Source organism: Fontisubflavum oceani, from assembly GCF_030407165.1.
GTDB lineage: Bacteria > Pseudomonadota > Alphaproteobacteria > Rhodobacterales > Rhodobacteraceae > Rhodophyticola > Rhodophyticola oceani.
Window position 1 is genome coordinate 976,766 of sequence record NZ_CP129111.1, and the last position, 24,473, is coordinate 1,001,238.

The 24,473-nt window shown below is 59.6% G+C and carries 20 protein-coding genes and 1 tRNA gene; 10 read left to right on the forward strand and 11 right to left on the reverse strand.

Annotated features, from left to right (window positions below; translation table 11 throughout):
• The first annotated feature begins 227 nt into the window (after window positions 1–227).
• From galU to QTA57_RS04990, 4 genes are all read left to right on the forward strand, one after another.
• Complete coding sequence (gene galU / locus QTA57_RS04975) at window positions 228–1,121, forward strand: UTP--glucose-1-phosphate uridylyltransferase GalU (RefSeq protein WP_171558946.1); 894 nt, start codon at window positions 228–230, stop codon at window positions 1,119–1,121.
• 46 nt (window positions 1,122–1,167) lie between these two features.
• Window positions 1,168–2,190 (forward strand): glycosyltransferase family 2 protein, encoded by a 1,023-nt coding sequence (locus tag QTA57_RS04980; RefSeq protein WP_290153967.1) that lies wholly within the window; start codon window positions 1,168–1,170, stop codon window positions 2,188–2,190.
• Window positions 2,191–2,392: 202 nt separating this feature from the next.
• On the forward strand, window positions 2,393–3,379 hold the full coding sequence (locus QTA57_RS04985; RefSeq protein WP_290154782.1) for a glycosyltransferase family 2 protein: 987 nt from the start codon (window positions 2,393–2,395) through the stop codon (window positions 3,377–3,379).
• Window positions 3,376–5,079: a DUF5927 domain-containing protein gene (locus QTA57_RS04990; RefSeq protein ID WP_290153968.1), complete on the forward strand. Its 1,704-nt coding sequence runs from the start codon at window positions 3,376–3,378 to the stop codon at window positions 5,077–5,079. Before QTA57_RS04985 ends, QTA57_RS04990 begins: the two co-directional genes overlap by 4 nt.
• A gap of 154 nt (window positions 5,080–5,233) precedes the next feature.
• Here QTA57_RS04990 and QTA57_RS04995 read toward each other — a convergent pair whose 3' ends face one another.
• The 10 genes from QTA57_RS04995 to QTA57_RS05040 all read right to left on the reverse strand — a co-directional run bounded on the left by QTA57_RS04995 (window position 5,234) and on the right by QTA57_RS05040 (window position 14,294).
• Entirely contained in the window at window positions 5,234–5,698 is a 465-nt protein-coding gene (locus QTA57_RS04995; RefSeq protein WP_145213733.1) for a PTS sugar transporter subunit IIA, read from the reverse strand.
• 37 nt (window positions 5,699–5,735) lie between these two features.
• Window positions 5,736–6,311, reverse strand: a complete 576-nt coding sequence (gene hpf, locus QTA57_RS05000; RefSeq protein ID WP_171558937.1) for a ribosome hibernation-promoting factor, HPF/YfiA family — start codon at window positions 6,309–6,311, stop codon at window positions 5,736–5,738.
• A 282-nt stretch (window positions 6,312–6,593) separates the two neighbouring features.
• The gene (gene lptB / locus QTA57_RS05005) at window positions 6,594–7,355 is read right to left on the reverse strand and encodes an LPS export ABC transporter ATP-binding protein (protein WP_290153969.1); all 762 of its coding nucleotides are present in this window, start codon (window positions 7,353–7,355) and stop codon (window positions 6,594–6,596) included.
• Window positions 7,352–7,846: a lipopolysaccharide transport periplasmic protein LptA gene (lptA, locus tag QTA57_RS05010; protein ID WP_290153970.1), complete on the reverse strand. Its 495-nt coding sequence runs from the start codon at window positions 7,844–7,846 to the stop codon at window positions 7,352–7,354. Before lptA ends, lptB begins: the two co-directional genes overlap by 4 nt.
• A gap of 9 nt (window positions 7,847–7,855) precedes the next feature.
• A complete protein-coding gene (locus QTA57_RS05015; protein ID WP_290153971.1) occupies window positions 7,856–8,413 on the reverse strand; it encodes a hypothetical protein in 558 nt (185 codons plus the stop codon).
• 47 nt (window positions 8,414–8,460) lie between these two features.
• Window positions 8,461–9,072: a ribonuclease D gene (locus QTA57_RS05020; protein ID WP_290153972.1), complete on the reverse strand. Its 612-nt coding sequence runs from the start codon at window positions 9,070–9,072 to the stop codon at window positions 8,461–8,463.
• A gap of 38 nt (window positions 9,073–9,110) precedes the next feature.
• Window positions 9,111–9,197: transfer RNA gene (locus QTA57_RS05025), tRNA-Leu, on the reverse strand.
• A gap of 83 nt (window positions 9,198–9,280) precedes the next feature.
• Window positions 9,281–10,690 (reverse strand): translocation/assembly module TamB domain-containing protein, encoded by a 1,410-nt coding sequence (locus tag QTA57_RS05030; RefSeq protein WP_290153973.1) that lies wholly within the window; start codon window positions 10,688–10,690, stop codon window positions 9,281–9,283.
• Window positions 10,675–12,486 carry a translocation/assembly module TamB domain-containing protein gene (locus QTA57_RS05035; RefSeq protein ID WP_290153974.1) on the reverse strand — a complete coding sequence of 604 codons (1,812 nt, stop codon included), beginning with the start codon at window positions 12,484–12,486 and terminating at the stop codon, window positions 10,675–10,677. The genes QTA57_RS05030 and QTA57_RS05035 overlap by 16 nt, the downstream gene beginning before the upstream one ends.
• Before the next feature lie 23 nt (window positions 12,487–12,509).
• The gene (locus QTA57_RS05040) at window positions 12,510–14,294 is read right to left on the reverse strand and encodes an autotransporter assembly complex protein TamA (protein ID WP_290153975.1); all 1,785 of its coding nucleotides are present in this window, start codon (window positions 14,292–14,294) and stop codon (window positions 12,510–12,512) included.
• 175 nt (window positions 14,295–14,469) lie between these two features.
• On the opposite strand from QTA57_RS05040, the gene QTA57_RS05045 reads away from it, so the two are divergent.
• On the forward strand, window positions 14,470–15,453 hold the full coding sequence (locus tag QTA57_RS05045; RefSeq protein ID WP_290153976.1) for a complex I NDUFA9 subunit family protein: 984 nt from the start codon (window positions 14,470–14,472) through the stop codon (window positions 15,451–15,453).
• Here QTA57_RS05045 and QTA57_RS05050 read toward each other — a convergent pair.
• Window positions 15,450–16,253 carry an undecaprenyl-diphosphate phosphatase gene (locus QTA57_RS05050; RefSeq protein WP_290153977.1) on the reverse strand — a complete coding sequence of 268 codons (804 nt, stop codon included), beginning with the start codon at window positions 16,251–16,253 and terminating at the stop codon, window positions 15,450–15,452. The two genes, QTA57_RS05045 and QTA57_RS05050, sit on opposite strands and share 4 nt — an antisense overlap.
• Window positions 16,254–16,466: 213 nt before the next feature.
• Here QTA57_RS05050 and QTA57_RS05055 point away from each other — a divergent pair, with 213 nt between their 5' ends.
• From QTA57_RS05055 to gltB, 5 genes are all read left to right on the forward strand, one after another.
• Window positions 16,467–17,900: an NAD(P)-dependent oxidoreductase gene (locus QTA57_RS05055; protein WP_290153978.1), complete on the forward strand. Its 1,434-nt coding sequence runs from the start codon at window positions 16,467–16,469 to the stop codon at window positions 17,898–17,900.
• A 382-nt stretch (window positions 17,901–18,282) separates the two neighbouring features.
• Entirely contained in the window at window positions 18,283–18,759 is a 477-nt protein-coding gene (locus tag QTA57_RS05060; RefSeq protein ID WP_290153979.1) for a hypothetical protein, read from the forward strand.
• Window positions 18,760–18,763: 4 nt separating this feature from the next.
• Window positions 18,764–19,210, forward strand: a complete 447-nt coding sequence (locus QTA57_RS05065) for a GFA family protein (RefSeq protein WP_290153980.1) — start codon at window positions 18,764–18,766, stop codon at window positions 19,208–19,210.
• Window positions 19,211–19,298: 88 nt separating this feature from the next.
• Window positions 19,299–19,763, forward strand: a complete 465-nt coding sequence (locus QTA57_RS05070) for a GFA family protein (RefSeq protein ID WP_290153981.1) — start codon at window positions 19,299–19,301, stop codon at window positions 19,761–19,763.
• Window positions 19,760–24,298 (forward strand): glutamate synthase large subunit, encoded by a 4,539-nt coding sequence (gltB, locus tag QTA57_RS05075; protein ID WP_290153982.1) that lies wholly within the window; start codon window positions 19,760–19,762, stop codon window positions 24,296–24,298. The genes QTA57_RS05070 and gltB overlap by 4 nt, the downstream gene beginning before the upstream one ends.
• Window positions 24,299–24,473 lie beyond the last annotated feature (175 nt).

Genomic DNA, 24,473 nt, shown 5'->3' on the forward strand with positions numbered 1-24,473 from the left:
TGCATGGCGGCGCAATAGGTGACGCCGGAGGTCTGGCGTGCCGCCATGGAACCGCGCGGACAGATTGCCGCGAATGCTGAAATTGAGCTCTATTGTAGAAATTTCACCTTTTGTTGCGCGGGTTGAGCTATTACCGGTTTAGAGGACCATTTTTAGGCATGCTGCGCCCGGTTCCGCACGAATGACGGACGACCGATCGGCGCGGCCCAACAGTCAGCGGTGGAATAATGAAAAAGCGCGTAACAAAAGCGATCTTTCCTGTGGCGGGGCTTGGCACACGTTTCTTGCCAGCGACCAAATCGATCCCGAAAGAGATCATGACCTTGGTCGACCGCCCGTTGATCCAATATGCGATTGATGAGGCGCGCGCAGCCGGGATCAAGGAATTCATCTTTGTCACGTCGCGCGGCAAGAGTGCCCTTGAAGACTATTTCGATCACTCGCCCGAGCTCGAAAGTTCCCTGCGCAAGAAGGGCAAGACTGATCTGCTCGAAACACTGAAATCGACCAATATGGAGAGCGGCGCGATTGCCTATTTGCGGCAACACAGAGCGCTGGGTTTGGGCCACGCGGTTTGGTGCGCGCGCCGCCTTTTGGCCGATGAACCCTTCGCGGTGATCTTGCCGGATGACGTCATTGCGGCTGAGAAACCGTGCTTACAGCAGATGGTTGAAGTTCATGCTGAGACTGGCGGCAATATGGTTGCCGCCATGGAGGTTCCGGCAGAGAAAGCCTCCGCCTATGGGGTTCTGGACATCAAGGAAGACATGGGCTCCGTCGTGTCGGTGCAAGGCATGGTGGAAAAGCCGCCCATGGGTGAAGCGCCGTCGAACTTGGCCGTGATCGGGCGGTATATCCTGACGCCGAACATTATGAGCAATCTCAACAAGATCAAATCCGGCTCCGGCGGTGAGGTTCAGTTGACCGATGCGATCGCGCAAGAAATTGACATCTCTGGCAATGTCTATGGATACCGGTTCCGAGGTCAACGGTTTGATTGTGGCTCCAAGGCCGGGTTCCTTCAAGCGACGGTGGCATTCGGCCTAGCGCGTGAAGAGTTGCGCGATGAGTTTTCGCAGTATCTTGGCGAACTGATGGCGTCACAAGACGCCGCACAATAGGTTATCTTGTTGGGCACCATTTGTTCGCAAACCTGATCCAGCCAAAATGAGCCGTCTTGCCAACATGCGCGCCGCCTATCGCCTGAGATGGAAACGGCGCGAGTTGCTCTATCGGGCCTATCGTCTGCGGGGTGAGATCACCTGCCAGAAGGACCGTACAGATCAGATCAAGCCCGACATGGTCCTGGGCTTCTCCACCGTCCGCAATGAATATGAGCGCTTGCCTCATTTTCTGGCGCATCATCGTGCGCTTGGTGTGGGCCATTTCTTTATCGTCGCCAATGACTCTACCGATCAGACAATTCCGTTCTTGAACGAGCAGAGCGATGTATCGTTATGGACAACCGACCATAGCTACAAAGCGTCTCGATTTGGCATGGATTGGTTGACCTGGCTTCTGATCCGTTTCGGGCAGGGGCGTTGGTGTCTGACGTTGGATGCCGATGAATTGTTGGTCTATCCGCATTGCGACAGTCGTGGGTTGAGTGCGCTTGTGGCCGAACTGGAGAGGCGTGGCCAGCCGTCATTTGGCGCACTGATGATCGATCTGTATCCAAAGGGTCCTGTGGGCGACCAAAGCTTCGAGGCGGGAAGCGACCCATTAGACTGCATCGCATGGTTTGATGCCGACAACTACCGCCGCACAGCGCAGCCGCATCTGCACAACAATCTCATTCAAGGTGGTGCCCGCGACCGCTTGTTTTTTGAGGCAACTCCCAGACGCGCGCCGACGATGAACAAGACGCCTTTGGTCAAATGGCACTGGCGTTACGCATATATGAACTCAACACATACTCTGCTGCCGCCACGGCTCAATCGGGTCTTTTCCGAACCAGGGTTTGATCGGCTGTCAGGTGCGTTGCTTCATACAAAGTTCCTGCCTTCGATCGTCGAAAGATCGGTTGAGGAACGCGCGCGGAAACAGCATTTTGCCCGCAGCGAAGCGCATACCGACTATTATGAAGCCTTGGTGGCAAACCCCGATCTTTGGGCGCCGACATCCTGTCGTTATGACAACTGGTGGCAGTTGGTCGACCTGGGGCTTATGTCTGATGGTGGATGGCGATAGACGGCCAAACTAACTCTTCATTTATCTTGTCACGCTATGGCTGATCTTGGTGGCCCGCTGGGGTTGCCTCTGTTTCGGATCGACAGATGAAGGATAGATAAAAGTCTTCTCCTGTTGCATAAGTCTCTAAGCAAAGAAAATGATGGCGATCTGAGGCTTCCTGGTAGGTGGATACAGGTTGAGCATACTGAACTCCTACAAAATGCGCCTGCGTCGTAAGCGGCTGGTGCTCCGCGCCCTTCTGAAACGGAGGGAGTTGGAACTTGTCGCGGATCGAACGGACAGGATCAAACTCGCAGACCTGCTATGCTTTGCGACGTTTCGGAACGAACGCCCGAGGTTGCCCTACTTTCTCGACTACTATCGTGACCGTGGGGTTGGGCATTTTCTGTTTGTCGACAATGACAGTGAGGATGGCAGCCGCGAATATGTGATGGGTCAGCCAGATTGCTCTGTCTGGACCACACATGGGAGCTATAAAGCCTCCCGTTTTGGTGTGGATTGGATCAACAGTTTGCTGATGACCTATGCCGACGGTCATTGGGCGCTGACAGTCGATGTGGACGAGTTTCTGGTCTATCCCTTTTGTGACACCCGGCCGATCCCTGCGCTGACCGACTGGTTGGATGCCTCATCGGTGAAGTCTTTCGGCACCATGATTTTGGATATGTATCCGAAGGGAAACCTATCTGCGCAACCCTATCGGGAAGGACAAAATCCATTCGAGATTGCGTGCTGGTTTGACCCCGGAAACTACACGATTTCTCGGAATTGGGAGTTCCGCAATCTCTGGATTCAAGGCGGGCCGCGCCGCCGGGTCTTCTTTGCGGATCAGCCTAAGAAGGCGCCAGCGCTGAACAAGATTCCCCTAGTGCGGTGGCAGAAGAGATACGCTTATGCCAGTTCGACCCATATGCTGCTGCCCCGAGGTTTAAACCTTGTCTTCGATGAGTCGGGCGGCGAGAAGACGTCGGGTGTGCTGATGCACGCCAAGTTTATCGACACGTTTTCGGCCAAGACCAATGAAGAGATCAAACGCGGTCAGCATTATGCCGATGGCGTCGAATACAAAGCGTATCACGACGGTCTTCAGGAAGATCTCGCCTTCTGGTGCAAGTGGTCAGAACGCTACATCAACTGGCGGCAGCTTGAGATTCTGGGCCTGATGTCCAAAGGAAACTGGGCATGAGTACGGTCGGCTTTGTCATGCTCTGCCATACTGCGCTGGATCGAGCGGCGCAGGTGGCGCGCCATTGGGCCGAGCAAGATTGCCCGGTGGTGATTCATCTGGATCGGCGCGTTGATAAGGCGTCTTCCGAGAAATTGCGGTCGGATCTGAAGGACTGCGGCAATATCCGGTTCTCCAAACGTCACAGATGCGAATGGGGCACGTGGTCCCTTGTTGCGGCGTCGCAAACCGCCTCCGAAGTCATGCTGGCCGAGTTTCCGGACGTCAGACATATCTATCTGGCCAGCGGCTCTTGCTTGCCGCTGCGCCCGGTTGATGAGTTGCGGGAGTATCTGAAAGCGCGCCCCCGGACAGATTTCATCGAAAGCGTGACAACCCAAGACGTCGACTGGACGGTTGGAGGCCTCAACGCGGAGCGGTTTCAGCTCCGTTTCCCATTTTCTTGGAAGCGGAACCGGCTTCTGTTCGATCGGTATGTGGAACTTCAGCGGCGGGTCGGCTTCACCCGCAAAATACCCGAAAACTTGGTGCCGCATCTGGGCTCCCAATGGTGGTGCCTGACCCGACAAACCCTCTCAGCGATTTTGCAAGATCCGGCACGGAAGATCCACGACGCCTATTTCAAGCGGGTCTGGATCCCGGATGAAAGCTACTATCAGACGATTGCCCGGCTATATTCGACGCGGATTGAAAGCCGGTCTCTGACGCTCTCAAAGTTTGATTTCCAGGGTAAACCGCATGTGTTCTACGATGATCACTTGCATCTTCTTCGGCGATCCGACTGTTTTGTTGCCCGCAAGGCTTGGCCGCAGGCAGACCGACTCTACGAGACCTTTCTCGGGCCGAACCACCGTGAGTCGCAAATGGCTGAGCCGGCGCCTGGCAAGATCGACCGCGTGTTTGCAAAAGCGCTTGAGCGGCGCACACGCGGACGCGCAGGGCTCTATATGCACAGCCGGTTTCCACGCCTGGATTTGGAGAACGGTAAAACCTGCGCCCGATATTCCGTCTTTCAGGGGTTCAATGATCTTTTCGAGGATTTTGAGCCCTGGCTCTCTCGTCGTCTCGGCACTCGCGTTCATGGCAGCCTGTTTGATCCGGTCCGTGCCCGATTTGCCGGCGACGCCGATATCTATGCTGGCTGCCTTCCGGCGACCGCGGCGCTTCGCGATGACAACCCTGAGATGTTCCTGACCAGTCTGATCTGGAACACACGTGGCGAGCGGCAGGTTTTTCAATTCAGCCCCCGGGACAATCAGAGAATCTGTTGGTTTCTCTCGACCGATAGCAACGCGCAGATCTCCGTGATTACGGGGGCCTGGGCTGTTCCGCTTTACCTCTCGAATCGAGATTTCTCCGATATTCGAAAAGAAGCGGCGTTGATGCAGAAGCGCGAAGTTGAGTTCGTGAACCGGTTGCGGAACATCGGAACCCGCGCCGACGTGCGGGTTTGGAGCTTGGCGGAGTTTATCGAAGAGCCGATGGAAAATCTGCAAAGCATTCTTGATGCGATGGATGGCCCCTCGGCCCCGCGTCTGACCGAAGCACCGCGCATGGCCAATCTGGACGGGTTCGGGCAGTTCCTACAGAATCTCAAAAACCAGGGTATGAAACCGTTCGTGATGGGGGATTTCCCAGCGACGAATGTCGAAATGCACCAACCAACTGGGGGTCCGCGCCCGTATCTGGTGAAGAAGTAACTGCTTTCGCCAAGAGGATATCGGCGGCGGTCGAAAACGATGCACTTTGCCCAAAGAAACGGATTGATCGCGCTTCTATGCAAAGAAGCGGCGATGGAAGTTGATCGCCGCGTCTGTATCAATTTCGGCTACCGCTACTGGGATCGGCTCTAGATCAGGCAGCTTGCGTGGCCATATCACCCGTAATCAGCGTGTGCAGCGTGGCTGGATCGGAGTTGGCCCGCAGCTTTGCGCAGAGGGCCGGATTTCGCAATGTGCGAGACACAAGCGCCAACGCTTTGAGGTGATCCACGCCGGTATTCGCGGGCGCAAATAACGCAAAGACCAGATCGACGGGCTGCCGATCGACTGAATCAAAGTCGATCGGCTTGTCGAGTTTCAAAAATGCACCGCAGACCTCTTTGAGATCGGTCAGACGCGCATGCGGCAAGGCAACGCCATGGCCGACACCCGTTGGTCCCAAGCTCTCCCGATCCTGCAGGGCATCGAAAATGCGGCCAGCGGGTAAGCCCACAAGGCCTTCCGCCACATCAGAGATGGTTTGCATCAAACGTTTCTTGCTCGTGACATCAGAAACAACCTTAATGCTCTGCGGTTTGAGCAGCGTCGCCAAATCCATGTCTGATCCTATCCTCGCGCGTGCGGCGCGTGCTCCGTTATGTTTCGCGGCGCGGGTCGATCCACCCGACATTTCCGTCGTCGCGGCGGTAGACCACATTCACCTCGTCATGTCCCTCATTTCGGAAAACCAAAAGCGGTGCACCTGCGATTTCCATCTGCATCACCGCTTCCCCAACCGAAAGTGAGGGGATTTTGGTTTCCATCTCGGCCACGATGATGGGTTGCAGCGTTTCGGGTTCCGCAGCGTCGCTATCTTCCGATGCGGCGAGGATATAGGACGACGCACCGAAAAGTTCAACGGGCTGCACACGTTCTTTGTGATGGTCTTTCAGGCGCCGTTTATAGCGGCGCAACTGCGTCTCCATCTTGTCGCAGCACGAATCGAAGGCCGCGTAAATCTCGTGCTCCGACGCTTTGGCCGAAGCCGTCAGCCCGGTGGAGAGGTGAACAGTGGTCTCGCAGACATGTTCATGCCCGCTGCGCGAGAAAACCACCGAGGCATCCGTGGGCCGTTCGGCATATTTCGACATCACACTGCTCAGACTGTCCTTCACATGGGTCTGAAGCGCGTCACCAATGTCGATCTGTTTTCCGCTGATTTGGTACCGCATATATCCTCCGCATAGCGCAAAAGGCCGCACACGACTTTAGCTGCGAGGCCTTAACCAAGTGTTTACGATGTCGGAAACTGCTCTGCCGTGCTCTTGCGTGCGATCCGGGCGTAACGAGCCCAAACCAAGTGCTTTGAGTGGATCGGCGGTTGCGAACATCGGACGTATTTGGCGATATTTTGCGGGTGGCGTCAATCGGAACCCGACGGGAAGAGGGGCGGCATATCGTGGCACTTGCGTGTTTGCGCTGAGCGCACCGCCGCTGATTGGGCGATGATTTTCTCAGCTGATGCGGAAGCTTTGCCCCAGATAGACCCGGCGCACATTTTCGTCCTGCACCACCTCATCCGCGCTGCCGCTCATCAGAATCGCGCCATCGTGAAGAATGTAGGCGCGATCGACGATTTGCAGGGTTTCTCGCACGTTGTGGTCGGTGATCAAAACACCCAGCCCGCGCGTCTTCAGGTCGGAAACCAACGCACGAATCTCGCTCACGGCAATCGGATCAACCCCCGCAAAAGGCTCGTCCAACAGCACGTATCGCGGATTGGATGCGAGGCAACGGGCGATCTCCACACGCCGCCGCTCACCGCCGGACAGCGACAGTGCCGGCGCACGGCGCAGATGGCCGACGGAAAACTCCGAGAGCAGTTCTTCTAGACGATCCAAGCGCTTGCTTCGGTCGGATTCGGCCACCTCGAGAATCGCCATGATGTTGTCTTCAACCGACAACCCTCGGAAGATCGACATCTCCTGCGGCAAGTATCCGATCCCGGCCTTGGCGCGGCGATACATCGGCAATTGCGTCACGTCGCGGCCATCGAGTGTAACGGTGCCGCCATCGGGCGCGATCAACCCGGCGATGGAGTAAAAACACGTCGTCTTGCCGGAGCCGTTCGGGCCGAGCAGCGCGACCACTTCACCTTGGTTCAGCGACATCGTTACATCGCGGATCACCGGGCGGCGGCGATAACTTTTGCGCAGCTTGCTGATATGCAGCCCCTGCTGTCCGTCGGTGACGGTCAATGCCGGGCGGGCGGTCATTGATCGGCCTCTTCAGATTGCAGAATGGTGCGGACCCGGCCTTCAACAGTGCCGTCGCCCGTGGCCATGTTCACAACCATCCGATCACCAGAGATCGCGGTTGCGCCTTGGGTGACCAACACGTCTCCGGTCAGGGTCATGAGCGAGGTGACAACTTCATAAGCGGCGGATTGCCCCTCGGCCGCATCGGTGCCGCGCGTCACCAAGACGCCGCCGGTCGCCTCAACCCGCGTCACATCCTGCGCGCCATTCTCGGTGCCGTAAAAGACGATGACCTCCCCGGCTGCAATCCGCAGGTCACCCTGAACGATAATCACATTCCCGGAGAAGACGGCGTTACCGGTTTCTTGGTTCAAGGTGAGATTGTCCGAGGTCACCTCAAGGGCTTGGGTCGCGTCATGAGCCACGCCGCCAAAGCCGATATTGACTTGGGCGGCGGCGGTAATCGCAGAAAAGCAAAGGGCCAAAACGGCCAGAACGAGAGAGCGCATTAAAAATCCTCAACTGTTCGGATCATATAGCATCCTCACGCCCCCGTTGAACATCAGAACCTGCGCGCCATCGGTTTCTGTGAGCTCCATACGATCGGCGGAGAGAGTCATAGACGGGCCGTTGACATGCACCGGGCCGGGCGAAATCACGCTCAGAATATCCAGCGACAGCACCATTTCTTCGCTGGCCAAGCGGTACCCAGAAGAGCTTGTGATGCGGACGTTTCCTTCCAATTGAGCCGTCCGTGCGGACAGATCAACCAGGGATCCGGCGCTGGCCAAGAGGATATAGCTGGTCTCGGATAGATCGACGCGGGCTTGAACCACATCTGCGCGCATCTGATTTGGTGCGTCGGGTACTGGGGCGGCTTGCTCGGCGATGAACAGCACTTCGCGCCCGTCTTCCAGCGTGCCGGCGAATCGCGGCTGCCCCAAGCGTTGCTCGCGGGCGAGTTCTTCCACATCAACTTCGGCGAAGGGGATCGCCTGCTCTGGGTCCGGCGAATTCGAGAAGAGAAAAAGCGTCGAAAGCAGTCCGAGAGCCAGAAGCGGCAGGATGATCTTCACCCAAGAGACGATTTGCGAATATCTATTCTCGGCGGCCATCGCACGGCCTAATGAGAGAAGATGTCGATCTCGGGCCATCCCGCCAGATCGAGCTGCGCGCGGGTTGGAAGGAAATCGAAGCAGGATTGCGCTGTCTCTTCGCGCCCCTCCCGGGCCAGGCGGCGATTCAACTCATCGCGCAGTTGATGCAGATACAAGACATCGGACGCGGCATAAGATTTCTGCGCCTCGCTGAGCGCCTCAGCACCCCAATCCGAGCTTTGCTGCTGCTTCGAGATGTCGATGCCAAGAAGCTCCTGGCAGAGATATTTCAGCCCATGCCGATCCGTATAGGTCCGCACCAGTTTCGAGGCGATTTTTGTGCAATACACCGGTGCGGTGAGAGCTCCGAAGGCATGATACATCGCGGCGATGTCGAACCGTCCGAAATGGAACAATTTCAGCACATCCGGATTGGTCAGCAGCGCGGAAAGATTAGGCGCCTCGGTCTGGCCCTTTGCCACTTGGACCAGATGGGCCTCACCATCCCCACCAGACAGCTGGATCAGACACAATCGGTCGCGATGTGGGTTCAGACCCATCGTTTCACAATCAATCGCGACCACCGGGCCAAGGTCGAGCCCATCGGGCAGGTCGTTTTGATAGGTATGGATTGCCACGCTCTGCCCCTTGTCCATGACCCCTGGTCAGAAAGGGGTGGTGCCCAGGAGAGGACTCGAACCTCCACGTCCATACAGACACCAGCACCTGAAGCTGGCGCGTCTACCAATTCCGCCACCTGGGCAGGTGTCGTGAAAGCGGCTGATATAGCGGGGTCAGGGCGCTGTCAACGGGGCTTTGCGGGAATTCCTGGATGCGCTGTCGGGTTCAGTAATCCCGCTCGAAAAACACGCCGAGGCTGCTATCGCCATCGGCACCGAAACTCCCGCGCGCGGTGACGTTGGGTGTCAGATCGATATTCAGGTTCACCGTTGCGCCATCATCAGAGCCAACCGTCACATCCGTGTAGATATTGTCAGAGATATAGCGCCCGGCCCTCAGCGCGGCATTCCCATCCTCGGTGGTTTGAATGTCCAGATCGTCGAGGCCCAGATTTTCGCGCAGGCTGGCAAAGATGCCGCCGCCTGTGCCCCCGCCCGCGAGACCCGACACGGCATCGGCGAGTTGCAGGGCTTGCACCGCAGAGAGGCTCGAGACACTGCGGCCAAAGAAGAACTGCGCAAGAACCTCATCCTCCGGCAGTTCCGGCTCAGAGGTGAAACGCACCTCTGGGGCGGATGCCAGACCCTCCAAGATGATCCGGATCAGGTATTGTCCAGACCGGCTTTGCGCGACAAGCCGGATGAACGGATCGAAACTGCCGCTCAGGGTGGCGCTGCCTTCAACCAGATCGAGCCGCTGGCCCAAAATGCCAAGCCGCCCGCGGATCAGGTCAAACTGACCCTCCGGCTGCGCGTTGGCGGCGGTTCCGCGCACGCGCAAAGTCCCGCCCAGTTCGGCGTCCAAGCCGCGCCCCCGAAGGAAGATGCGGCCCGGTGCGGAGATGGTCAGATCCAGCGCGACATTCGCGTTGCCGTTGCCCGATGTGTCTCTCAACAACCCGGCAAAAGCGCGGGTCTGACGCTGGGCAGCTGATTCTCCAACATGCGTGATCTCGGGGATCGGTTCGGTCGTGCCAAGCGACGATTCAGGAACGCGAATCTCCGTCTCCCCAATCAACACTTCGCCAGCGAGCCGTCCGGCCCCGGTCAGGTCGCCGGAATAGGTGAGGCGCGCTTGGGGGACGGTTGCCTCAAAGAGCTCCGGATCGATTAGCCGGAGATCATCCAGTGCGATGTCAAACTGCGCTGGCAGCGTGCGACCGGTGAAGGCGACAGACCCGTTGGCCGAGATTTGTCCGCCGGTGGAGAGCGCCGCCGTTGTGGTCAGCCGAACGCTGCCGCCAGAAATCGCTGCATTTGTGGTCACATCCGTGAGGCTGACACCAATCGTTGGGGCGGCAACCCGGGCACCCGCCGTTGTCAGCTCGCCAGAAAGGTTCCGCAAGTCTGCTGCCCCGCTCAGCCGCAGGTCCATCGCCAAATCGCCGCGGACCGTGCGTGGTGCAATGAAGCGATCCGCCAGAGGGAGCGGTGCCCGCCCAGTCAGGCCGAGATCGACGGCTCCGTCCGGTAATCCAACCTCCCCCAGCAAAACCAAAGTGGTGCCGCCCGGGCCATCCAACCGGGTTTGGGTGGTCCAAGGTCCGTCGCCCGTGCGGATCAGGCCCCCGCGCAAATCGACTTGGCCAGAAAGGGCGGAGGTGAAGAGGCTGATATTCCGAGGCGCGCCCGATAGAGCAATTCACTTTCCGTGCTGCTCAGCCGCCCGCTGCCCTCCAGGGTCACTTCCTGACCAGTCAAGGAAACATCCTCGAGAGTCACGCCGGTTTCGTCCCGCCGCAGCCGCGCCGTCAGATCCGTGGCCCCTGCAAAAAGCTGCGGCGGCAGGTCGGGGGTTAGGCGCAGGTCGCGGGTTTGCCCCGCCAAATTGGTGTCAAAACTGCCGGATAGAGCCTCTGCCGTGCCGTCAACAGATAGACTCGCAGCGCCTGCCAGCCCATCCCCGGCCAGCGGCGCGAACCGGGTAAGATCACCGATTTCGGCTTGCAATGCATAGTCGAGGCCAAGTTGCGCATCGGCCAAGTCGGCCGTCATCTCGCCCTCCAAGGCCATGTCCCCCGCCGTCAGACGCAGGTCGGACAGGGTTAGCCCGCGCGTATCTTCCCATCTGATCAGGGTGTCCAGCGCCACACTGTCTCCCAAAGCTGTCGCCAGGTCTGGGTCGGTATGGGAGAGCCCCGTCGTCGTTGCCGCGACCTCTGCGGTGATCGCGGCCAACCCTTGCGCAGCCTCGGTGATTTCACCGGTTAGGTTCAAAACCGTGCCCGACGCGGAAAATCCGCCGGAAATCAGATCGCGAAGCTCAAATTCGCCGCGCCATGTGTTTCCGGCGGTCCGATCATAACCGATGTCGAGCGCGGCTGTGGCCACGGAGAGATCGCCGCCCGAGATTGGCAGAACAACGCGATCCTCCTCTTGGCCCGCCGGATCAATCGCGCCGGTTAACGCGAAACTCTCTGGTTGACGCTCGGCATTCAGAACCAAACGGCCCTCGAGGTTCATCGCTGCTGCCGTAAGCCGCATCGGATCGGCGGTCAGAATGCCTGAGGCATCTTGGGTCACATTGGCCACCAGGGAGATATCGGGGCCGAAGAACTCGCGATATTCGGGCAGGACAATCGCCGTCACATCGCCAGACATATCCAGCGCGACGGTTTGATCACCCTCTTCGGATTGAGAGATTTGCAATCCGCCGATTAGACGCGGCGTGGCATCGGTTTCCAAGGCGAAATCAGCCGCAAACGCAGTTAGCGGCCCTTGCCCGTCGACGGTAAGACGGACGGAGGGCTCGCCCGGAATGTCCAGGAGAGTCGCGGCCAGCCCCCTGGCCTCTTCCTCAAACAGAAGATCAATCGCCGCGACCCGGCTCTGGTTTTCGAAGCTGCCGATTAGGCGGAACTGCCCCTGCGGTCCGTCAAGCCGGTCAAGCTGCAACTCAGCATTCCCTTCGCCACCGGCGAGTTCCGCCGCGCCAATGATGGAAAAGGTGAGGGCTTGGCCAAAAACAGGCTCACCGATCTCAACCCGATCAATCGCGGTCTGGTCGATGCGGATGCTGAGCGGCAATTCCGGCAAGCTGAAGGGTTGCGCTTCGGCGGCGGGCAAACCGTTTTCGGTCTGCGGCAGACGCGCAAGCTCCAATCGCCCGGCCGTCAACGCCGTGACCTCCAGCGCCCGGGAAAACAGCGCGCGGCGGTTCCAATCAAGTGTGACGTCTTCGAGCGTCAGCCAGACCCCCTCTTCATCGGCAATGGTCAGCCGGTCGAGGGAGGCTTGCGCGCTCAGCGCGCCGCGAAACCCATCGATCCTGACTTGCCGCGCCGCCTGATCCGACAGTGCTTCTTCCAGAAGCTGGACCAATCGGCCCCGGTCATCCTCTTGGGCCGCGGCCATCAGAGGGGTAAGCAGCAAGCAGGTTATGAGGCAAAGCCATCTCAAAACGCGTGTCCGATGCCGATATAAAGTTGCAGGCTCTGCCCCGCATCATCGCCACTAACTGGTGTGGCCAGATCGACCCGGATCGGTCCCAGCGCCGTGTTGTAACGGAGACCGAGGCCCGCGCCCGTCTGCCAATCGCCGCCATCGTCCCAAAGGGCCTCCGCCGAGATATATCCACCATCGACAAAGGCGACGAGCCCGTAGGTGTCGGTGATATCGGCCCGATATTCGGCCGACAGGCCCAGAAATCCGCGCCCACCTGCGACCTGTCCACCCTGCAAAGCACCCAAAGACTGATACGGCTGCCCGCGCACAGTGTCGCCGCCGCCGGAGAAAAACAGAAACTCAGGCGGGAGATCGGTGAAATCGCCGCCCTCAGCAGTGCCCAATTGCAGCCGCCCGGCCAATCGGTGCCGGTCGCTCTGCCCAAGAGCCAGATATCCGCGCGCGTCCAAAGTGGCGCGAAGACCGCCGCCACCGCCACTACCGTCGAGAACGGCAAAAGGTGTCAGCTCCAGTTCGGCAAAATACCCCTCTCGGGCATCAAGCGGATCGTCGCGATTGTCGAATGTTAGGCCGAGCGGCAGGGTTAAGAGCGTCACATCGCGGGTGCCGAACGCATCGGTGATATCCGAATATCGCAGGCCCAATCCGATTTCACCGGCCAGCGTATCGGAGAAAATCCGCTCGAAGCCGCCGGTGATCTCAAAGAGGGTTTCTTCGAAACTTGGCTCATCCAGGCCCGCCAGGGTGACATCGAACACCAGTGTCGTGTCTGCGTTGATCGTGGCTGGGCGTGAGAAGGCACCGCCCAACTCCCAATCCGCACCACCTGTGTCACCGCCGATCCCGCTGATCTCCGCGTCGAAGCGGAGCCGTTCCGCGCCGCCAAAGAGATTGCGATGCAGCCAATACGTGCTGAGCGCCGCGCCATCGGTGGAGGACAGTTCGGCACCGAACCCGAACCGTCTGAGCGGAGCCTCGACCACAGTGGCACCGATATCCATGGTGTCGTCGGCGCCGGGAGGGCGCTCCTCCAATGCCACGGATCGAAACACGCCCGTGCGCCGCAGCCGCGTTTCCGAGGTTTCGACTGCGGCGGGGCTGAACACCTCACCGCGCGGCAGCCCCGCAATCTCGCGAATACGCTCGGGGCGCATCCGGTCTTGCCCCTCCGGGATCAGATCGCCGAAGCGGATCAGCGGGCCGGGGGCGACCGTAATCTCCGCATCCAACACGCCCTCACGCTGTCGGGCGGTGATGGATTGCCGGGTGATGCCAGCAATGGCGTGACCGTCGTTGCGCCATCCGGTGATGGCGGCTTCTGCGGCTTCGCGCAGAATTGGGGTGCCGGCGGGCGCGCCGCTCCGAAACCCCTCTGGTAGATCGGTGTCAGGAGCCAACGGCGCGATCTCTGCACGGCCAAGCCGGAATGCGCGCCCAGGATTCACGCGGATCTCCATAGAGGTTATCTGCGCGGGTGGGGAGAAGGGGGACAGGGTCGCGGCTTCCTGCCCGTTCAGCCGAATGCTGATCTCTGGCCCGAAAAACCCGCGCTCATACATCACGGCGACCAACCGCCCGTAATCGGCACGGGCGGCGGCGACCAGATCTTGCACGGTTTCGGCGTCTTCAGCCTCGGTGCTCACAAGCAGCGATGCAGCACGCACCGCGTCGGTCACCTCATCGGAGGCACCGGGCACGTCAATGCGGACCTCGGCGCTCGCGGCAGCGGGGCAGAGCAATGCGATCGACAGGAAAAATGCACCAAACCGGGCCACGCCCAAGATCCCCTCAAAATCGTCTGATCCACCTGTAGCCCTGCAATGCGCCCATTGCCACCTGCGCGGCGCGGTTCGGTGGAATTGTGAACCCCGCTTGGGACGATTTGCGCCTTGTTCCAGAGGGGGCAGGCGCGTATCAACCCATGCAAGTTGGACCAGAAGGATGAAAGCCATGTCGAAACTCGTCACCATCTTTGGCGGTTCGGGATTTGTGGGCCGCTATGTGGCGCGCCGCATGGCGAAAGAAGGGTGGCGTGTTCGGGTGGCGGTGCGTCGCCCGAATGAGGCGCTCTTTGTGCGTCCTTACGGTGTGGTCGGTCAGGTCGAGCCGATCTTGGCCAATCTGCGAGATGATACGTCGGTCGCTCAGGCGCTGAAGGGGGCGGATGCGGTGGTGAACTGCGTCGGGCTTTTGTCGGAACGGGGCCGGAACAAATTCGCAACCGTGCAGGCCGAAGGCGCAGCGCGGGTCGCTCGTTTGGCGGCGGCTGAGGGCATCACGACGATGGTGCATATCTCGGCGATTGGCGCGGATGCCGAGAGCGATAGCGCCTATGCCCGCTCCAAAGCCGAAGGCGAGGCGGGTGTTTTGGAGCATATGCCAAACGCGGTGATTTTGCGCCCCTCGGTGATCTTCGGGCCGGAAGACGACTTCTTTAACCGGTTCGCTGGGATGAGCCGGCTTGGGCCGATCCTGCCCGTGGTCGGGGCCGATACCAAGTTTCAGCCGGTCTATGTCGATGATGTTGCCAAAGCGGCTGAAATGGCGGTCCTAGGCCAAGCCGCACCGGGGATTTACGAGCTGGGTGGCCCGGATGTGGAGAGCTTCCGCGATCTGATGCGGAAGATGTTGGGCGTCATCCGGCGCCGTCGGTTGATTTTGAATATGCCGTTCTGGCTTGCCGGGTTGATGGGATGGGGCCTTGACCTGATCCAAACGCTTTCGCTGGGCCTGATCCACAATAGCATGCTGACCCGCGATCAGGCGCGGCAGTTGCGCCGGGACAATGTGGCGGACCCAGACATGCCGGGATTTGAGGCTCTCGGCATTGCGCCGGTCGCGATGGAGGCGGTCTTGGACGAATATCTTTGGCCCTACCGGTCCGGCGGACAATATGCCGAGATCAAGGAAAGCGCCGAGAAGCTTAGACCCTAGCTATAGGCGATAACCAGCAACACCACGCCGAGGATCAAACGATAGATCACATAGGGCGTGAAGCTGACACTGCGCAGCAGGCGCATCATGAAAAACAGCGCCGCGAGCGCGGCCAAGAACGCAAAGACCGCGGCGATGGCTCCGTCCCGCGCGGCTTGCGCATCTGTGGTCGCGATGACCTCTCCGCCAAGCAAGACGCCGGAGGCGATGATGGTCGGGATCGACATCAGCATCGCCAATCGCGCGGCCCCCTCCCGGCCATAGCCCAAAAACCGCGCGGCTGTGATGGTGATACCAGACCGTGATGTGCCGGGGATCAGCGCGACGGCCTGCCACAGCCCCATGATCAGCGCGTGTTTCAGCGTCCAGTCCTTTGCTTCGCGTGTCTCCCCGCCGGATTGATCGGCGGCGTAGAGCACGATGCCAAAAATCACCATGGTCCAGCCGATCACGGCCGTGGAACGGAGCAGATCATCCCATCCCATCAGTTTCAGGATCAGGCCGAAAATCACCACAGGGATGGTCGCGATGAGCAAACAAAGGGCCAAAAACGCGCCGCGGGTGTCGATCTTTCCCCGCAGAAGGCGCAAGGACCCGATGGCGGCCTCGCGCACATCGGACCAGAAATAGAGAACGACCGCGCCGAGGGTGCCGACATGGACGGCGACGTCGATCACTTGGCCTTGATCGTCCAACCCCGTCAGATTCGGCAGAAGAATCAGATGCCCAGAGGAGGAAACCGGAAGAAATTCGGTGACCCCCTGGATCAGGGCGATGAGGAGAAGGTGAAAGAGGCTCATCAGCCCTCCAAGAGGCGAATCAGTTATCTCAATCTAAAGCCTTGGAGTCGTGGGGAAAACCTGCAAATAGGTAATCTATACTGTCTTATTTTTCCGACCAAAAGGCTGAAAAGCCCCACATTTTTACAAGAAACCTTTTAATAGGTAAGTAGTGCTGTCTTTTATGCCACCCGCGCTGGCGATATAGGAGCGGTGTTGGAAGCGGAGGGACCTGTGGCCAAGCAACCTATGTTGAAATTCGTCACCCTAGATAAAGAGATGCCAGAAAAGCGGCCTCCAAATCTACGGAAAGAGGATTTCCAAGAGATTTATGGCGAATATGCACGCGACAAGGCCGCCGAGCAAGCCGGGCGCTGTAGCCAGTGTGGTGTGCCCTATTGCCAGTCGCATTGCCCGCTGCACAACAACATCCCCGATTGGCTCCGCCTGACCGCCGAAGGGCGGCTCGAGGAAGCCTATGAGCTGAGCCAAGCGACGAACACCTTCCCCGAGATTTGCGGTCGGATTTGCCCGCAGGATCGCTTGTGCGAAGGCAATTGCGTCATCGAGAAATCTGGCCACGGCACAGTCACCATCGGATCGGTCGAGAAATACATCACCGACACGGCGTTCGAGATGGGTTGGGTGAAGCCCATTTCGCCCACCACAGAACGCCCCGAGAGTGTCGGCGTCATTGGCGCGGGCCCAGGTGGATTGGCCGCCGCCGACTTCCTGCGCCGCGCGGGCGTGCAGGTCACGGTCTATGATCGCTATGACCGCGCCGGCGGCTTGATGACCTATGGCATCCCTGGCTTCAAACTGGAGAAGCCAGTGGTCATGCAGCGGATCGAGCAGCTTGAACAAGGCGGCGTCCAATTTGTGCAGAACTGTAATGTCGGTGAGACGGCCAGCTTTGCCGATCTGCAAGCCAAACATGATTTTCTTGTCATTGCCACAGGGGTTTACAAGTCGCGCGACTTGCAAGCGCCGGGTGTTGGGGCCGATGGGGTGGTGCGCGCGCTCGATTACCTGACGGCCTCGAACCGCAAGAGTTTTGGCGATGATGTGCCGGAGTTCGACAGCGGTGAACTGAACGCCGAAGGCAAGCGTGTGGTTGTGATTGGCGGCGGCGATACCGCAATGGATTGCGTTCGGACCGCCGTGCGGCAAGGCGCCACCAGCGTGAAATGCCTCTATCGTCGCGACCGGGCGAATATGCCCGGCTCGCAGCGGGAAGTGGCCAATGCCGAAGAGGAGGGCGTCGAGTTTGTCTGGCTCTCGGCGCCGAAGGGTTTCAAAGGTGAGACCATCGAAGGCGTCATGGTGCAGAAAATGCGCCTGGGTCAGCCGGATGCGACGGGGCGGCAGAGCCCCGAAGTCATCGAAGGCGCGGATTATGTCGAAGACGCCGATCTGGTGATCATGGCGCTTGGGTTTGAGCCGGAAGACCTGCCCACGCTTTGGGATATGCCCGAGTTGGAAGTCACGCGCTGGGGCACGGTGAAAGCCAATTTCCAGACTCATGAGACCGCGCTTGAGGGCGTTTATGCGGTGGGTGACATCGTTCGGGGTGCCTCGCTCGTCGTCTGGGCCATCCGCGATGGGCGCGAGGCGGCGGAGGCGATTTTGGCTAAGCTGGCAACTCCGGCAACGGTGGCGGCGGAGTGACGCGCAATCGGAAAACGGTCCTAATCCCGTAATATAGACCCGATATAAATCTCGCATATCTACCGCCACGGCGGGTCGCTTGAGGAGAGGTAAAGGTCATGACTGCTGACCAAGACAGATCCAGAGAGAAAACACCTGCGGCGCTCGTAGCCGCGCTTTTGCTGCTGCCGTTAAGCGGCATGCCGAGCCCTGTTTCGGCGCAGCAAGGCAATCTGTTTACGCCCCCATCGGGCTGCACCGCTTTTCTAACGGTGCAATCGCGGAGCTGCATCGTCTCGCATCACTGGACTTGCGAGGCCGACCCTGCAGGGCACAGCTGGCGCATCGCGATAGGGAGAATGGGCCGTTCTACCTGTCATACACCGATAGCGAATTTCGCTGGTTGAGGAACTACGACCTGCGCAATGGCGGGCAGTCGACCCTGGTCGAACCGGAGGAAGACCCGGCCAGTCTAACCGATCTGTTCGAGACCGGCACCGACTCGATGGTCTACAGCATCGTCGAAGAAGGCCCGAACGGAACAGAGCAGCGGGATTATGTCGGCTTCGATGCGCTGACCGGTGAGCGTGTGGTGGTTGATGGGCATACCCTTCTGATCACATCGTTTTCTTATGAATACGAGACCGGGTTCGGCCCCCGCCGGGTGAATGGCAATCAGTTCGTGAGCGAAGACTGGCGGTTGTTTTTTGGCGGAACAGAGACTGTCACGACGCCCGATGGCGGCACATTCGAAGGCAACTATTCCCCGATGGAATTTGCCGAGCCGGGCGAGAGTGGGTTTCTGACCATGACCCCGCTCTATGACTGCGGCAACACGATGTCTGGGCTGTTTGATTTTAACCACGTTCAGGGAGGCTGACGAGATGAGCGCATCTCAGACGGGCGGATGCCTTTGCGGCGCGGTACGCTTTGAACTGGCTGAGGCCCCGACGGAGTATGGTGCCTGTCACTGTACCATGTGCCGGAAATTCAGCGGCGGGATCGAATTCGGGCTGCATGTGCCACCGGGCGGCGTGACCTGGACTGGTGAGGAGAATATCGGGCGATATCAGTCGTCTGAATGGGCCGAACGCGGGTTCTGCAAAACTTGTGGCTCGAGCCTGTTTTGGCATTTGACCGCGCCGGGCCCGATGCAGGGGATGTTCAGCCTTTCAGCCGGCGCATTGGACAGCTTCGACGGCCTCGAATTTGCCACCGAAGTTTATATCGACATGAAACCGGCGAGCCATGCGTTCGCAGGGAACCGCAAGTGCATGACCGAAGCCGACGTGATGGAGATGGTCAATGCCGGGCCGGAGGGTCAGGCGTGACCTTGTCGCTTGCAAAAGGGCGCGAAAAACGCGCGTTTTCCGGGCCGTTTTTCGCGCGAAAAACGGTTCGCTTGACGGAGGGCGTGCGATGAGCAGCCTGGCGGATCAGTATCGGCGGCGCGGCCAGTTGCAGGGTGCCTGCCTGTGCGGCGCGGTGCAGATCTCCATCGATGGGGACTATGTGGCCGCCGTCGGCGCTTGCCATTGCAGTCGCTGTCAGAGATCGGCGGGCGTGTTGTGGGGCGCATTTGTCGGCTCGGCACCTGCGGTGACGGTCACGGGCGAGGTTGCGCGCTACGCCTCAACCGAGTTTTCCGAGCGGGCGTTTTGCCCGATCTGCGGCAGCAATCTTTGGCTGCGCGACAGCGACAATGACGCGGCGGATTACGAGTTCATGCCCGCGCTTTTTCCTGAGGCGGCGGCGTTTCCGCTGATCTCAGAAATCTACACGGATTGCCGACCGGCCTATGTGCCGCTGTCTGGGTCCCATGCCACAAAGACCCGCGCTGAGTGGGAGGCGGATAACCGCCATGTCGAAGGAGATATGCCATGACCAAGTTCGATGCCAATTGGGCCGCCGCCGAAGAGGCGAAGCGCAAGTGGATGGACGAGAACGGCATGTTCTCAGAGGCGGATGAGCATTCCTCTTGTGGGGTGGGCCTGGTCGTCTCCGTCGATGGTAAGCCGTCGCGCAAGGTCGTGGAAAACGGGATCAATGCGCTAAAGGCCGTCTGGCACCGCGGGGCTGTCGATGCCGATGGCAAGACCGGCGATGGTGCCGGCATCCATGTGCAGATTCCGGTTCAATTCTTCTACGACCAAGTCCGACGCACCGGACATGAGCCGGATATGGAGAAGCTGATGGCCGTGGGGCAGGTGTTTCTGCCGCGCAATGATTTTGGCGCGCAAGAAACCTGCCGGACCATCGTGGAATCCGAAGTTTTGCGGATGGGCTATTACATCTATGGCTGGCGTCATGTGCCGGTCGATGTGTCCGTTCTGGGCGAAAAGGCCAATGCGACGCGCCCTGAGATTGAGCAGATCATCATCTCCAACGTCAAAGGCGTCGACGAAGAGACGTTTGAGCGCGAACTCTATGTAATCCGCCGCCGTATCGAGAAAGCCGCAGCGGCCGCGGGTGTCGGTCAGCTCTACATTTGCTCGCTGAGCTGCCGATCGATCATCTACAAGGGCATGATGTTGGCCCAGGACGTGGCCGAATTTTACCCCGATCTGAAAGATGAACGGTTCGAGAGCGCCTTTGCGATCTATCACCAGCGGTATTCCACCAACACTTTCCCACAATGGTGGCTGGCGCAGCCGTTCCGGATGCTGGCGCATAATGGCGAGATCAACACGCTGAAAGGCAATGTGAACTGGATGAAGAGCCACGAAATCCGGCTCTCCTCCAGCTATTTCGGCGATATGGCCGAGGACATTAAGCCGATCGTGCCGGGTGGGTCCTCGGATAGTGCCGCGCTGGATGCGGTATTTGAGGTCTTGGTGCGCGCCGGGCGGAACGCGCCGATGGCGAAGACCATGTTGGTCCCCGAAGCTTGGTCGCAGACAGCGACGGAACTGCCCCAGGCGTGGCAGGATATGTATTCCTACTGCAATTCGGTGATGGAACCTTGGGATGGGCCAGCCGCCTTGGCGATGACCGATGGGCGCTGGGTCTGCGCCGGTTTGGACCGGAATGGTCTCCGCCCGATGCGCTATGTGGTGACGGGTGATGGGCTGATGATTGCCGGGTCCGAAGCCGGGATGGTGCCGATTGACGAGGCCAGCGTTGTCGAGAAGGGCGCGCTCGGCCCGGGGCAGATGATTGCTGTCGATATGGCCGAACAGAGACTGTTTCACGACACCGAAATCAAAGACGCGCTTGCATCGGCACGGCCCTTTGGCGAGTGGGTCGGGAAGATTACCGATCTTGCGAAAGAGACGGAGGGCGTGACCGAAAAGGCCCTGTTCGGCGGCGCCGAACTGCGCAAACGACAGATTGCGGCGGGCTATTCGATTGAGGAGCTGGAGAGCATTCTTGCACCGATGGCCGAGGATGCGAAAGAGGCGCTGGCCAGTATGGGCGACGATACGCCGTCGGCTGTGCTGTCTGCGCAGTACCGGCCACTGAGCCACTTCTTCCGCCAGAATTTCAGCCAGGTGACCAACCCGCCAATCGACTCGCTTCGCGAATACCGGGTGATGAGCCTGAAGACGCGCTTCGGGAATCTCAAGAATGTGCTGGACGAGGATTCGTCTCAGACGGAGATCCTGGTGCTCGACAGCCCGTTCATGGGCAATGCGCAATTCGAGACGATGATGGAGCATTTCGGCGATAGCGTCGTTGCCATCGATTGCAGTTTCCCGGTCGGATCTGGCCAGGGCGGGCTGCGGGCCGGTCTGGAGCGGATCCGGGCAGAAGCGGAGGATGCCGTGCGCTCGGGTGCGGGGCATATCGTTCTGTCTGATCGGTTCCAGAACGAAGGCAAGGTGCCGATGCCGATGATCCTCGCGACATCTGCTGTGCATAGCTGGCTCACTCAGAAGGGCTTGCGGACCTTCTGCTCGCTGAACGTCCGCTCGGCGGAATGTATCGACCCGCATTATTTCGCGGTGCTGGTCGGCTGCGGCGCGACGACTGTAAATGCCTATCTGGCGCAGGATTCGCTGGCGGATCGGATCGATCGGGGCTTGCTGGATTGCACGTTGACCGAAGCCGTCGCGCGCTATCGCAACGCGATTGACCAGGGTCTGTTGAAGATCATGGCAAAGATGGGGATCTCGGTGATCTCGTCTTATCGCGGCGGCTTGAACTTCGAAGCCGTAGGCCTCTCCCGCGCGATGGTGGCGGAGTATTTCCCCGGCATGATTTCCCGGATTTCGGGGATTGGCGTTTCTGGTCTGCAAAAGAAGGTCGAAGAGGTTCACAAGCGCGGCTGGCGCGGCGGGCAGGATGTGTTGCCCATCGGCGGATTCTACAAGGCACGGCGCTCGGGCGAGAAACACGCGTGGGAAGCGCAGACGATGCATATGCTGCAATCGGCCTGTGACCGCGCGAGCTATGAGATGTGGAAGCAGTATTCCGCAACGATGCGGAACAATCCGCCGATCCATCTGCGGGATTTGCTGGACATTAAGCCGTTGGGCAAACCGGTGCCAATCGAAGAGGTCGAGAGTATCACCTCGATCCGCAAACGGTTTGTGACGCCGGGCATGTCGCTCGGTGCGCTTTCACCGGAAGCGCACAAGACGCTGAACGTCGCGATGAACCGGATCGGCGCGAAATCGGACAGCGGCGAAGGCGGCGAAGACCCGGCGCATTTCGTGCCGGAGCCCAATGGCGACAACCCGTCTGCGAAGATCAAGCAGGTGGCGTCTGGTCGGTTCGGTGTGACCGCCGAATATCTGAACCATTGTGAAGAGCTTGAGATCAAGGTCGCCCAGGGTGCGAAGCCCGGCGAAGGCGGTCAGTTGCCGGGCATGAAGGTGACCGAGCTGATCGCGCGTTTGCGGCATTCGACGCAAGGGGTCACGCTGATCTCGCCGCCGCCGCATCACGATATCTACTCGATCGAAGACCTGGCGCAGTTAATCTATGACCTGAAACAGATCAATCCGCGCGCGAAGGTCACGGTGAAGCTCGTGGCCTCCTCCGGGGTTGGCACAATTGCCGCCGGCGTGGCCAAGGCGAAGGCCGATGTGATCCTGATCTCTGGCCACAATGGCGGGACGGGCGCGTCGCCTGCAACCTCGATCAAATATGCCGGGCTGCCCTGGGAAATGGGCCTGACCGAGGCGCATCAGGTTCTGGCGATGAACAAGCTGCGCGACCGGATCACGCTTCGGACAGATGGCGGGCTTCGCACCGGGCGCGACATCGTCATGGCCGCGATGATGGGGGCCGAGGAATATGGGATCGGCACCGCGGCGCTGATCTCCATGGGCTGCATCATGGTGCGTCAGTGTCAGTCTAATACCTGCCCGGTGGGCGTCTGCACGCAGGATGAGAGCCTGCGGGCAAAGTTCACCGGCAATGCCGATAAGGTCGTGAATCTGATCACCTTCTACGCGCAGGAAGTGCGCGAGTTGTTGGCCTCGATCGGCGCGCGCTCCTTGGACGATGTGATTGGGCGGGCTGATCTGTTGACGCAGGTCAGCCGTGGGTCTGCGCATCTGGACGATCTGGACCTGAACCCGCTTCTGATCACCGTCGATGGCGCCGATGAGATCGTCTATGACCGCAACAAAGAGCGGAACACGGTGCCCGATACGCTGGACGCGCAGATTGTAAAAGATGCAGCGCGGTTCCTGAAAGATGGCGAGAAGATGCAGCTGTCTTATGCGGTGCAGAACACGCTTCGCACCATCGGAACGCGGACCTCAAGCCATATCGTGCAAGCCTTTGGGATGCGCAATGCGCTCCAGCCGGATCATCTGACGGTAAAGCTGGAAGGCTCCGCCGGGCAGTCGCTTGGCGCCTTTGCAGCACCGGGGTTGAAGCTGGAAGTGTCCGGCGACGCCAATGACTACGTGGCCAAAGGGCTCAGCGGCGGGACCGTGGTGGTGAAGCCGCCGCAGGTCAGCCCGCTGAAAGCCGATGAGAACACGATTATCGGCAATACCGTGCTCTACGGCGCGACCGATGGCTATCTCTTTGCCGCTGGTCGGGCTGGTGAGCGGTTTGGGGTGCGGAACTCGGGCGCGAAGGTCGTGATCGAGGGCTGCGGTTCGAACGGCTGCGAATACATGACCGGTGGCGTGGCGGTGATTTTGGGGTCGATTGGCGCCAATTTCGGGGCCGGTATGACCGGCGGGATGGCGTATCTTTATGATCCTGATGGGTCTGCGCTGGTGAATATGAACCTCGAGACGCTGGTGACTTGCCCGGTGACGGTGGATCATTGGGAAGCGCAGCTAAAGGGCTTGGTTCAGCGGCACGCCGAGCAAACCGGCAGCTGCAAAGCGGCGGATATTCTGCAGCATTGGGATCTTGAGAAAGGGAACTTCCTGCAAGTCTGCCCGAAAGAGATGCTGGATAAGCTGGTCCACCCCTTGGGGATCGAGGAGGCTGCCGTACCGGCAGAGTGACCTCACAAACCCATTATGGCGAGCCGCACCGCAGTGGTGACGGCTCGCCAACATGCCAAGAAATTGGACGAAACAGCCTTAGGCCGACCCTCCGTTTCGAGGTCGTGCCGAGCGTTGATGTGAATTCTGGCTGACGGCATCGCGATTGGCCCAGGACGCGTCATCGGTAGCGACG

Coding starts and splice junctions, on each gene's coding strand:
- galU (WP_171558946.1), top strand. CDS start 228: ATGAAAAAGCGCGTAACAAAAGCGATCTTTCCTGTGGCGGGGCTTGGC.
- QTA57_RS04980 (WP_290153967.1), top strand. CDS start 1,168: ATGAGCCGTCTTGCCAACATGCGCGCCGCCTATCGCCTGAGATGGAAA.
- QTA57_RS04985 (WP_290154782.1), top strand. CDS start 2,393: ATGCGCCTGCGTCGTAAGCGGCTGGTGCTCCGCGCCCTTCTGAAACGG.
- QTA57_RS04990 (WP_290153968.1), top strand. CDS start 3,376: ATGAGTACGGTCGGCTTTGTCATGCTCTGCCATACTGCGCTGGATCGA.
- QTA57_RS04995 (WP_145213733.1), bottom strand. CDS start 5,698: ATGGATTTGGCGACGCTGCTCAAACCGCAGAGCATTAAGGTTGTTTCT.
- hpf (WP_171558937.1), bottom strand. CDS start 6,311: ATGCGGTACCAAATCAGCGGAAAACAGATCGACATTGGTGACGCGCTT.
- lptB (WP_290153969.1), bottom strand. CDS start 7,355: ATGACCGCCCGCCCGGCATTGACCGTCACCGACGGACAGCAGGGGCTG.
- lptA (WP_290153970.1), bottom strand. CDS start 7,846: ATGCGCTCTCTCGTTCTGGCCGTTTTGGCCCTTTGCTTTTCTGCGATT.
- QTA57_RS05045 (WP_290153976.1), top strand. CDS start 14,470: ATGTCGAAACTCGTCACCATCTTTGGCGGTTCGGGATTTGTGGGCCGC.
- QTA57_RS05050 (WP_290153977.1), bottom strand. CDS start 16,253: ATGAGCCTCTTTCACCTTCTCCTCATCGCCCTGATCCAGGGGGTCACC.
- QTA57_RS05065 (WP_290153980.1), top strand. CDS start 18,764: ATGAGCGCATCTCAGACGGGCGGATGCCTTTGCGGCGCGGTACGCTTT.
- QTA57_RS05070 (WP_290153981.1), top strand. CDS start 19,299: ATGAGCAGCCTGGCGGATCAGTATCGGCGGCGCGGCCAGTTGCAGGGT.
- gltB (WP_290153982.1), top strand. CDS start 19,760: ATGACCAAGTTCGATGCCAATTGGGCCGCCGCCGAAGAGGCGAAGCGC.